6 protein-coding genes and 1 pseudogene are annotated in these 11,807 nt (G+C 33.6%); 6 read left to right on the top strand and 1 reads right to left on the bottom strand.

What is annotated here, in order from left to right:
- The first annotated feature begins 37 nt into the window (after positions 1–37).
- The 6 genes and pseudogenes from HRJ06_RS11930 to HRJ06_RS23740 all read left to right on the top strand — a co-directional run bounded on the left by HRJ06_RS11930 (position 38) and on the right by HRJ06_RS23740 (position 11,578).
- Positions 38–4,267 carry a hypothetical protein gene (locus HRJ06_RS11930; RefSeq protein ID WP_174733162.1) on the top strand — a complete coding sequence of 1,410 codons (4,230 nt, stop codon included), beginning with the start codon at positions 38–40 and terminating at the stop codon, positions 4,265–4,267.
- A gap of 174 nt (positions 4,268–4,441) precedes the next feature.
- Positions 4,442–5,329 (top strand): DUF4007 family protein, encoded by an 888-nt coding sequence (locus HRJ06_RS11925; RefSeq protein ID WP_174733161.1) that lies wholly within the window; start codon positions 4,442–4,444, stop codon positions 5,327–5,329.
- On the top strand, positions 5,319–8,774 hold the full coding sequence (locus HRJ06_RS11920) for a DUF6079 family protein (protein WP_174733160.1): 3,456 nt from the start codon (positions 5,319–5,321) through the stop codon (positions 8,772–8,774). Before HRJ06_RS11925 ends, HRJ06_RS11920 begins: the two co-directional genes overlap by 11 nt.
- A 12-nt stretch (positions 8,775–8,786) precedes the next feature.
- Positions 8,787–10,262, top strand: a complete 1,476-nt coding sequence (locus tag HRJ06_RS23250) for a hypothetical protein (RefSeq protein WP_242035223.1) — start codon at positions 8,787–8,789, stop codon at positions 10,260–10,262.
- Between the two features lie 240 nt (positions 10,263–10,502).
- The gene (locus tag HRJ06_RS11910) at positions 10,503–10,679 is read left to right on the top strand and encodes a hypothetical protein (RefSeq protein WP_174733159.1); all 177 of its coding nucleotides are present in this window, start codon (positions 10,503–10,505) and stop codon (positions 10,677–10,679) included.
- Between the two features lie 232 nt (positions 10,680–10,911).
- Positions 10,912–11,578, top strand: a pseudogene (locus HRJ06_RS23740) (ATP-binding protein).
- A gap of 132 nt (positions 11,579–11,710) precedes the next feature.
- Here HRJ06_RS23740 and HRJ06_RS11900 read toward each other — a convergent pair.
- Positions 11,711–11,800, bottom strand: coding sequence for an IS3 family transposase (locus tag HRJ06_RS11900; RefSeq protein ID WP_338421047.1), 90 nt, complete (start codon positions 11,798–11,800; stop codon positions 11,711–11,713).
- Positions 11,801–11,807: the final 7 nt, after the last annotated feature.

Raw genomic sequence — 11,807 nt, 5'->3', positions numbered from 1 at the left:
ATTAAAACCAACAATGGTTGAAGGTGAGCTGAAAGGTATGTATAAATTCCAAGATATTATTCGATTTAAAAAAGAGTTGTACTTTAATGGAGCGGTACAGGTTGATTGGTTTTACAATAAAGAGAAGCAGTATGACGTAGCGAGCAGCTTCGTATTTCACGGTCCGGAATACTTTGGTGTAGCTAAGAATGAAATTACTTTTAAGAGTCATCGTTTACTAGATACCGCTTCATTTACAAACGTGTTAGTAGATAAAGTATATGGGGAAAGCCCCTTATCGAATTTCTTCTTAACGATTGCACCATACGGTACAGGTAAATCGCATTTATCTGTTGCACTAGCAAGCTTTTTAAGTGGAAATTTAAAAGTTCAACAAGCAATTTTAAGGAATTTAAAATCGATTGATACAAATATTGAGCAACAAGTTTTAAAATATGACTTAAAGCCAAACTTAGTATTGGTTTTAAATGGCATGCGCGATTTTAACTTGAATTATGAAATTTTAAATGCAACCCAAAAAACATTAACAGCCCATAATATCGATGCAGAGTTTTTGAAAGAATTAACTAAGTCCTATGATATTGCTCGAGTTTTCGTAGAGAACACTTTTGATAACTATAAAGAATTATATAAAACAAATAGTAATATGTTAAGCAACACAGGTGCTAAGACTAATTTGAAGCAATATTTAATTGATAATATTTTAAAGGATGCGGATGTATTTGAAGTAATCAATAAAGTATATAAGGAAATTAATGGTACATATATTCGTTGGGATGAAGGTGTATCAGCTGGTGATGTGTTGGAAAAAATTGCAGATAAGCTTTGTGGCGAACGAGAACCATTTTATAAAGTAGTCTTGTTCTTTGATGAATTTGGTCGCTATATTGAATTTGCTTCAAATAATCCGACAAAAGCATCCGACGCAGCATTACAACAAATATATGAAGCAGTACAAAATGCTGACGATAAAATTGTTTTCCTTGGATTTATCCAATCAGATTTAAAATCCTATTTAACGCGAGTCGATCGTACTGCGAATATTAATCGATATGTTGGACGTTACGAATCAAGTGAAAAAATCCACCTATCTTCAAACTTAGAAACAATTTTTGCGAATTTAGTTGAACGTAAAGATGTGAAAGCTTTCAAAGATTTAATCACTACTAAAATTGAAAAGAATGATAGTGAGTGGGAACAGTTTCACCATAAATTTATGAAGTGGGCGCTAGAAGCGGATAACTCAAGTGTTTGGAGTAACTATGAACATTTTAAAAAAGTGATTTTGGAAGGAATTTATCCACTACATCCGCTTACTTCTTGGATTTTGTCAAATTTATCTTCTTGGTTACAACAACGATCGTCTCTAACATTTTTAGAAACGCAAATTAATAATTTAGCAGATCAGCAAGTTAATGAATTTGGGGACTTATTGTTAGTACCAGCGACACGTATTATTCGAACTGAATTCTTCAATGAATTATTAGCTGCCGAACAAGAGGGCCGTAAACAAAGTGAGTATTGCATTTTGTACAATCAAATTTTAACTAAATATGGTGATAAATTAGATGAGCGTTCAAAAGAAACGTTAGCAGCTATTTTAATTAGTCGTATTGGTCGCTTTAAAACACAAAATAGACATGAATCAGTTGAACTAGTAGCATACGCTGCTGGTCTCTCTTTGAAAGAAGTAGAGTTAGCAATTAGCCAGCTAGAAGATCAATTTGGTATTTTAAGTTACGATGAAGTTGCTAATGTCTTTGATTTTGTTGCAGATGCGATTGGTGTGAACGATTTTAAGTTATTGTTGAGAAAGAAAAAACGTAACCTCGATATCGACATGTCAGTTATCTTCGATATGGGATTAGGTAACGAACTTCAACTAGGCGACATTGAACCTGCATTTGGTAAGCGACATTTTATTAAAACACGCGAATGGAAATTCACTCAAACTATTTTACATGTAAATGATTTAACACTACGTAAATTAGTTAAAATTAAAATGGATCATTTAGAAGCGCTAGAACCAGATAAAGCAAAAGGGCAAATTATTTGGTTGTATGTACCAAGTGATTACGATCCGGAAAAATTCAAAGTAATACAGCAATTACTAAAAAATGAAAAATGTGATGATTTACCAATAGCATTTATCATTTTAGATGATAAGGAAGATAAATTTTATGAAGCTATTGCGGATCATAGGGTATCCCAAAACTTTACACAGCAAGAATTTGAAAAATACCGACGTTTTATTACGGATTTTCGAGAAAAAACTCATTCAGTGCTGTTAGATGTATATCGCGACTTAGCAGCAAAACGATTGTTAATAACAAGTACTAAAATTGAAAAAGTTTCAAGTCGGTTAATCATGTTTACAAATGAAATATTTGAACGACTATATACTAGAGTAATACCGTTCTCTTATACTGAGTTCGGTCACACTACTTTAGGTAAAGCGAAAAAAGGTCTATCACGTATTAGCCGTATTGTACTGTCTAATGTAATCTATCAAACATTACATTCTGAGAGTGCTGATATCAAGGGACGTATTGAATCGATTTTATACCAAAGGTCAATAGAGTCTTGGGCTGTCTTAAACGAGGAATATAACTTAATTGCTCCAAAAAATCCAAAAGTCCAGTCTATTTTTAGCGAGTGGGATCGCTTACTAGAGGAAAATGGTGAATTTGAAATTCAAACATTGTTTGATAAATATCAAAAAGTACCATACGGAATTAACGACTATGCACTTTCTTTATTAGTAGCAGTATACTTGGCTTCACGCCGAGAGGAAACGAAAACTCAACTAGACAATCAACGTATTCGTTTAGAAAAGTGGTCTACAAGGGTCTATACTGACACAAATATCAACTTAAAAGCAATGTTTGCCACTAAAGTGGTTCAAGTAAAGCCTGAAGAATCAGCAAATAAATATTTAAATTTATATAAAAAAGTAGTTCAGAACAGTGATGTTAATATTGCTAAAGATTTGTATAACCATTTTCAAGATCTGAAGTTAGAAGAAGACATTCCAGTAGAGTTAGAAGATAAAGTAACGAATATGGAAATCCTTTTAAAAGAGGGTGTTAGATTATACGATGAAACGGTAAAATTATTCGGCACTTTAAAACAAAAATTGTCGGAAGCTAAGCGTAAAACAGACGATTTACGTGGTGTGTTTGAGATTTTAGATACTACTAAAATTATTCAAAGCGTAGTTGGTAGCTCAGATAAATACATTTATAGTGATAGACACTTAATTGAAGCTCGTAGAATTGAAGAGGCAGCTCATAAACATTTTGAAGAAACGTTCTCTATATTTCTAAGTACATTAAAATGTCAATCTAGGAGCCAAGCTACTGCTTTTGAGAAGTGGTGTAGGAAGTTAATTGATTCAATGAATCGATATGGATATAAAGCAGAAGCTAAAGCGCTAATTACTAAAGTTGAAGAAATCTTAGATAATCTAGATCCAATTCAAGATAAAGTGAATGAATATGTAACAAAGTCAACACCTAAACCAACTCTTGGTTATTCTAAGCTTATTCAACTCAAGGAAAATGGCGAGAAACTATTACCATTCATTGGCAGAAGTAAATTGAATGAAAAAGATAGAATAGTTAGTGAAAATCAAATAAATCAAGTTTTAGAAGAAACTAAAGCATCATTAAAAGTTTTAACAGATGAAGTAATGGAAATTTACGATGCGATTTATGATATTAAGACGCTAACTGATTGCCAAAATTTCTTTATGAGAGTAAAGATGATTTTAGCTAAGGATATTAAAGAAAATGATCGTGAAGGTATCGAGGAAGCAGCTAACCATGTGCAAAACTTCTTAAATGATATGCCAGCAATCAAAGCAAAGCAGGATGATCGGTTTGAAGTAGGGCAAGAACTCCATTTATTAAAAAATAAGTGGACAGAAATAGAATCTGAGGTTGATTTCATTCAAATCATAGAGAATTATGAAAAAGAAATCCAAGAACGTTTAGATCAAAAAGAACAGGAATGGTTAAGAGAGTTCACTGTTGATAGCAGTGTATTAGAAATATGGTCTGCGCAACAATGTACAACATGGTTAAACAATTTGAAAAACACCCCAAACTATTTAACTAACAAAAACCTACAAGTTTTATCGGATTTGAAAGAGCCTGTTCAAAACCGCATGAAAGAATTGAATATAGAAGCAGTAATTAGTTTGTTCAGCGATTTATCAGCTGAAGAAAAAGTTGAAGCAATAGAAAAGATGAAAACGTTAATATAATTTTTCACTGCACTTTGTAAAAAGTGCTTTTTTTTGCGAATATATATTCGCTAAATGCATCGTCTATTGCTATAATAATTGTTGGAGAGTATCACCAGACAAGGAATATAAAACAGTAATAGTCAGGATATTTCTTCTGGCTAAGTGAACCAGAAGTGAAAACGGGGGATATAATTGGCTTACGGTAGACATGAAAGTTTTTATTTGAGAAATAAATGGATCAGCAAAGGGCTTAGACATGTTAGAACTAACAATAACTTCTTTTATGATAAAGATAATTTTGAAAAAATCGGTCTAGGTAAAAATATGGTCCGGTCACTACGTTTTTGGTTAACAGCCTTAAACTTAGTAGAGGAAAATCATAAAAAACACAAATTAACTCCATTAGGTGAAATTATATTTAATAAAGATCGTTTGCTTGAAAGACCATCTACTGTAGCTATTTTGCATGCAGAGCTATTGGTAAATAAAGGAGATACAGCAACAGTATTTAATTGGTTTTTTACTCAATATAATGAAACAATATCGACAAAAGCAGAATTAAAAGCAGCCTTTAAAGAATGGGTTGATAAAAAAGAGTCAAAAGGTGTTTCGGAAAGATCACTTAATCGAGATATCGATGTTTTAGTGCAACTGTATTCAAAAGAAGCGAATGAAAGCGACCCAGAAGATACTATTTTTAGTCCATTCACAGCGCTATATCTAATGAAGGAGGAACGTTCGGGAGAGAAGAGTGACACAATTCGTAAAAGTTCAATGCACTATGAAAATGAAGACTTAACAGCTTTTTATTACACATTGATCCGTTACGCGCAACAAGAAAAAGTAGAATATGTTCAATTAGATGAAATTATGTCACATGAGAGATTGTGGGGCAAAGTATTTAATTTATCAAAAACAGAGGCGATTGATATATTAAATAACTTAACCTCACATGAAAGATACCCAATTGAGTATGTTCGTACAAATAACTTAGATAACGTTAAGATACCACAAATTACAGAATTACAATTCTTAGATTCACAATTACCAGATGAATTAGGTGGAAAGCATGACATTTAAAACGAGTGTAAATATTAGATTTGATATCGGCAAAGAAGAATTTATTAGTCGTTATATACCGACACCCTCACATACAGAAGCTTTAAATGGTTTATTAGATGGTTTTGTGGGAACAGGAAATCGTTCCCATATTATAATCGGGGCATATGGTACAGGGAAGTCATTGTTAGCGACTGTTGTCAGTACTCTAATGTCCAAACAAGCAACGGGTATTGAAAAGTTAAGCAATAAATTTCGTCATTTTAATGATGAAATTGCGGATAAAATTCAGCAGGCGAATGTAACGGAAAAGAAGTATTTACCCATCGCTTTAAGTGGTAACGAAGGACGCTTTCGTAAATCAATTATTAAAGCGTTACAGCAAGCATTACGTAATGAAGGGGTCGACATCGTTTTACCTGGTGTAGCAGCGAAAATTATACAGTCAATTACAGTGTGGCAAGAGTCATTCCCACAAACATTAGGGCAATTCGAAGCGTTAGCGGAAGAAGCGAACTTTGAATTAGAAGGCTTAATAGAGAAGATTTTGGAAGAAGATGAATCAACTATTGTATGGTTTCATGAAATTTATCCTAAATTAACTTCTGGTGCACAATTTGAAATAGATTATAGTGATAATTTTCTGCTGAAAATAGAATCTTTATTAAAAGCAGCAAATGAGCATAATATAGGTTTTATTATTATTTATGATGAATTTGGCCGATTCTTACAAGGATTGCCAAATGATTTAATGAATGAAACCATGCAAGACATTCAAGATTTAGCAGAAGTAGCTGATCGTGAAGCGGCGTTACATTTTATGTTAATTACACATAAGAATTTACGTCAATACTTTGCTGGCTTAAATGACGAAATAGCTAGAGAATTCCAACGTGTTGAAAAACGTCTACGCTTATATAATATCTCAAGTGACCAAGCGACATTCTTGAAAATTGCACAAGTGATATTAACAGAAAACTTAGAACATAAACCAAGTATCGATCCAAAGCTTATACCAGGGATGACAAAAGGAATTCAAACATTCCCGTTGTTCCCAATTTTAAATGTAGAGGATCGACAACGGGTTATTGTTGAATCGTTGTATCCAGTGCATCCAGCAACAGTATATTTATTACCCAAGCTTTCTAGCGTATTTGGACAGAACGAACGAACTTTATTCACGTTTTTAGAAAGTAATGAAACAGGTGGACTGCAAAACCATATCTCTAAAACAAATGACTACTATTTATCTTATAGATTATTCGATTATTTCTTCACTAGTTTAGAAGATACAGAAATGACAGGAGCAGTCGCCGAGCAATTTGTACTATACCGCAAAGCACTATCTCGCGTAAACACGAAGGAAGTAGAATTAGGCGTAGCGGAAGCTATTTTAAAATTAATTTCGTTATGGCAAATTTGTAACTTATCTATTCATCAAAAATTAACTACTGAGTTTTTACAGTTTGCATTGATATTAGAAGATGATGTACTCGAAAACGCATTGGAGAAATTAACAGATGCTAAAGCAATTCGGTTTAATCCACTAACCTATGTTTGGGAGATTCATGCTGGTAGTATTGTAGATATACAAAAAAAAATCGATAAGCAGAAAAAATCATACGTATTAAATCCAGAAGTAGTATGTAACGTATTATTATCGGATTTTAAAGCGAAATACTTCTTCCCGAACTATTTTAATGATGTAAATGAAATGACTCGTTTTGCAAAGGTAACACTTGTTTTAGAGTCGCAATTAAAGTATTTAAATCAGTATCGTCTGAAAAATAGTCATTATGATTTGAGTATATACTATATTATTGCAGAAAATTCTAGTCCAAAAAAAATACTAGACTATATTTCTAATAAGCAAAGTTTTAGCAAAGAAATTTATGTTGTCCATCCTGAATCTGTAAAGGAAATTAAAACACACGTATTAGATGCTGCCATTCTAAAAGAATTAACTATAGATAAGCACTTATTAGCAGAAGATAAAGGGACTTTAGAAGAAATTAATATTTTACAAAGTGAAACTGCTTATACAATAGCTAAGTTTATTAATAAGTTGCAGCGTTTAGATAGAGATTTATTATGGTATCACGTGGATAGTACTCAAAACCCACAGTCTGAAAAGGAAATGTCAACATGGCTTTCAATGATTTGCGCCAGGTTATATCCACAAACACCGAAGATTGTAAATGACTCATTTAACCGTATGAACTTATCTTCTCAACAAAAAGCTGGTTCAAAGCAAGTCATTGATGCCATTTTAGAAAATCCAAAAGAAGAACAATTTGGTATTTCTGGTACAGGTCCAGCCTATGCAATTTATGCAGCCGTCTTTAAAAATAATGAGCATTTTGAACAAAATATTAATGAAATGAACTATGAAAATATTATATATCAACCTTACGCGATGTTACGAAAGGAAATTTTAATACTATTAGAACGCAAACCAACAGGAAGCTTTGCAGATTTAGTACGTATCTTTACTGCTTCGCCATATGGTATCCGTCGACCAGTTGTTCCGTTGCTATTAGTTGCATTGCTGAGAGATCGTTGGAGCGAATTTATGTTATATCGTAATGATATTTTCGTGCCCGGACTAAACGGGGAAAAATTATATGAGATTTTAGAAGAAGAAGGCGCTGAAAACTATCGTTATGCTTATGAAAAAATTGCTGACAATCACCTGAAGTTTTATAACCAACTTAATACAGTATTTGCTGACTTTACAGAAGGTCGTTTAGAAGGGCAAAATGTTTCTCGATTAATTCAAACGTGTGGCACTTTAGTTAAGTGGTTACGATCATTACCACGGTATATACAAATTACACAGCAAGTATCATCTGGGTTTGAAACACTGCGGACATTAATAAAGCAAACAGAAGTAAAACCACAACAAAGTCTAAATAATTTATATGATACTTTTGGCCATAATATTGAAACACTTCAATCAGTTAAAGACTACGCAGAAACTTTAATTGAAACAAAACGACAACAAGCATATGAAGAATTCATTCGTGTTACATCTTTAGCATCAAAAGGACAGTTAACAACGTGGCTAAAGGAGCATGAATCATTTAAGAAAACAAATGACTTAGTAAAAGCACTAAATTCTTCTCAAGAAAGTAATGTGTGGATTAACGAGTTTTTAGAATTATTTACAGGTGTACGTTTAGAAGACTGGTCAGATAAAACGTTTGAGAAATTTGTTAGTGAACTAGAGAGTAGCATTCGAGAATTAACAGAAAATACGTTAGATGAAGATGTTGCTAATCAAACCAATCTAGTATCTATTATGATTGGTGATCAAACCAAGACAATATCGAAAACGGAATTCTCAGTTAAATCTAAAACGGTTTATTCCAATATTGATCGTATTTTAAAAAATGCAGGACGTAATATCCCCAAAAACGAAATCGAGTATATGATTTTTCTATTAATGCAAGATTACGTTGAATAATGAGGTGAAAATATGGAACAGCACATTGTGGTGGGTTTTGGTGGTATATATAGTGCCTACACAGTTCACGAGCTAAAAAAAACAATCGCACCAGAAGCAATCAAATTATTTTTTGTAGATCTATTTAGTGATATATCGGAAGAGCCATTGTATATAAATAATGCTCAATTTATGGTTGATGTTGCAACGAAGTTAGAAGTGGAATTAGTAAACGTAGATCTATCGAAAAGCTTAGAGAGAAAGCTAGATACGAATTTAGCGGAAAATATTGCATTTAAATTATCTAGCTTTGCGGAACAAGTTACCGGAAGGTATGACAATTTATCAAAGGTTACAATCCATTTCCCAGCGACACCACACTATCTTAAAGGTCAAAATAAGATTAGTGTGGAAAGTGTTGAATATGAATGGGCAGATACGTATGAAGTAAGGGAGTTATTTGATAAACTTTTACCTCAGGTAAATGTCGTATTTTCTCTTGAAGATTTTGCTGAAGAAATAAACATTAAAGCGACAATACAAGAGAAATGGGAACTTGAGTTGCCACGTTCAGAACGTAAACGTGTTCATATTGCAATGTTCTCTGGTGGTGCTGGTAGTGCTTATGTTTCTTATTATATGGTTCAGGCATATGGCAAAGAAAACTGTAAGCTATTCTTTACTAATACATTATGGGAAGACGAAGATAACTTGCGTTTCATGGATGAAGTATCTGAATATATTGGATTAGAAATCACTGAAATTTTAGATGGTCGTACACCTGAAGAAGTATTCTATGATATGAGATACTTAGGTAACTCACGTTTAGCGAAATGTTCAGAAGAATTAAAAGTTCGTCAAACATTAATCTATTTAGAGGAATTGCGTGACAATGAAAAAGTAGAACCCATTCTTTATTTTGGCATCGCACCACATGAAAAGCATCGGCGAGATGATAGTCACGTTAAACGTCGTGAAAATAATGTGGAAGAAAATAGTGCAGATATGAATATTCGTAAAGCTGCGGGTATTCGTTCCTTTTATTCCCACTTCCCAATAGAGCCAATTGAAACTCGCTTCCCACTAATCGAAACGTTACGTGAAGACATTGACGCAAAAGGAATCATTAAATACGAATGGGGTATCTCGTTACCCCGTATGTACACAGCAGCAGTAGAAGCTGCTAAGATTGAAGATAATGTTTTAGCGCAAAAACTTGTGGAGAAAGGTATTAATGGCTTCTCACATGCGAATTGCGGCGGTCGGTGTGTACGTGGTGGTTTCCAACACTATGCAACGCTATATGCTATTTGGCCAGATCAGTATAAAGAGCAAGAAGAAATGGAAAATCGATTCCGTGAGCATTTTGAAAAGAATGTATCGATCTTGAAAAAAAATGGTGGTTCATATACATTGAAGCAGTATCGCGAAGATATGGAAGCGGATGGTGTAGAAAAGTATCTATTCCAGGCAGATGATACGATTCCATGCGTATGTTCGTTCTCATAAAAATATTTTATAAATATGAGACAATAATAGTATGTAGAAATCTTTAATAAATTTAAAAACTGCATTACTTTACTGTTTCTCGCCAAGCCTTTATGAGTTTCCACATACACTCTAAACGCCAAGGGTATGTGGAAACTCAATTCAAGATGAATAAACTATACCCTGGATAGCGGATAGTGAAAAAAGTTCCTCCTATCCGTTTTTTTCAACAGATTTAATGAATATGGGCGGAGCATTATAATGAGTAAGAATATTTATAATGACTTCCAAATTAGAGAGCTTGAGAAGAATACTAATGTTTTGAGCACTTCTGAAAGGTCAATCTACTATAGTCCGAAATTTAATCTAAAAGCAGTTACGATTAATAAAGTGGAAAAACACCATCGCAAATCCCTATTGAACAGGGCTTTGACCTAGACATGATCGGTAAGGATCAACCCAACCGTTGTCTTAAGCGTTGGGTGAATTTGTATATGAAAAGTTTGGAGAGGAAGGTTTCCTTTCGGAACGGAGACAAAGGAGGTACAGGGCAACCTTCTACAAACATCTGTCATCACAACGTTCTACGTGGAGTTTCATAATACAGGGGAACAGATAAATGGTGAATGAACAAACACTTACCAAATTAGTCTAAATAAAGTTGAGCTGTATGGCTAAGCCTATAAGGATCATGCACTGAATAAGGAATTTAAAAAGAAGAGTTTTGAAGAATCGATATAGTTTACTAGTCGATTTAGAAAACATTTGCCGTGTTAGAAAAAGCTTAAATGGTTGAAAAACAGCGATTTTTCTAAACTCCAATGTATGTATCGAAGACTTGGAATATCACGATGCTAGAAGACTAGATAAAGAGTGGATTTTGAAACTGGCTAGTGGTACCTATATCCATGATAGTGACATTATCATTTTAATGGGACCTACTAGTTCAGGAAAATCATTCTTAGCTACTTCTTCCGGAGTATTTGCTTAGGCAATTTTATATGGTTAAATACATCCGTTTACCGCAATTACTAGATGAACTAATACTAGCAATACTGGCAGCAGACGGAAGCCTATCGCAAAATCATAAAAAGTTATCCAAGGGTGGAACTACGTATACTTGATGAATGGCTATTAACAGATTCAATGGATGAAGCAGCAATTCTCCTGGAAATCACAGAAGCTCGTCATAAATTTAGTTCCATTATTTTCTTTTAGCAGATCAATCCTAGTGGATGGTATATAAAGCTAGGGAATGTAACGTTATTCATGACTCCTCTCAGATTCTACTAGACGGAGAAGTTTTTATGCATAAGCATTATCGTTTAGGCAGGTAATCATATTATGACCACATTGACGAGAAAAGAAATTCAGAAAGTCGAGAATCTATTAAACCTTATATTAGATAGAAAAAGGATGGGACTATAGTGAACTAGGCCCCATATTTCGGACACTTTAATAAAAAGTGCCTATGCTGCTAATAAATGATCCCGGTATTGTACCGGGGTCATTTTCTTTAATCCCCATTGATACCGTTGACAGTTATAATCTTCAATCACACGGTCT

The sequence above is a fragment of the Mesobacillus harenae genome, assembly GCF_013343715.1.
In the GTDB taxonomy this organism is placed as follows: Bacteria; Bacillota; Bacilli; order Bacillales; family Cytobacillaceae; genus Mesobacillus_A; species Mesobacillus_A harenae.
Note: the sequence above shows the minus strand (reverse complement) of the source record. Positions and strands in the feature narration are given on the sequence as shown.

Bases quoted from the DNA above. Each gene is read 5' to 3' on its own strand.
- HRJ06_RS11930 (WP_174733162.1), top strand. From the start codon at position 38: ATGTATAAATTCCAAGATATTATTCGATTTAAAAAAGAGTTGTACTTT.
- HRJ06_RS23250 (WP_242035223.1), top strand. From the start codon at position 8,787: ATGGAACAGCACATTGTGGTGGGTTTTGGTGGTATATATAGTGCCTAC.
- HRJ06_RS11910 (WP_174733159.1), top strand. From the start codon at position 10,503: ATGAGTAAGAATATTTATAATGACTTCCAAATTAGAGAGCTTGAGAAG.
- HRJ06_RS11920 (WP_174733160.1), top strand. From the start codon at position 5,319: ATGACATTTAAAACGAGTGTAAATATTAGATTTGATATCGGCAAAGAA.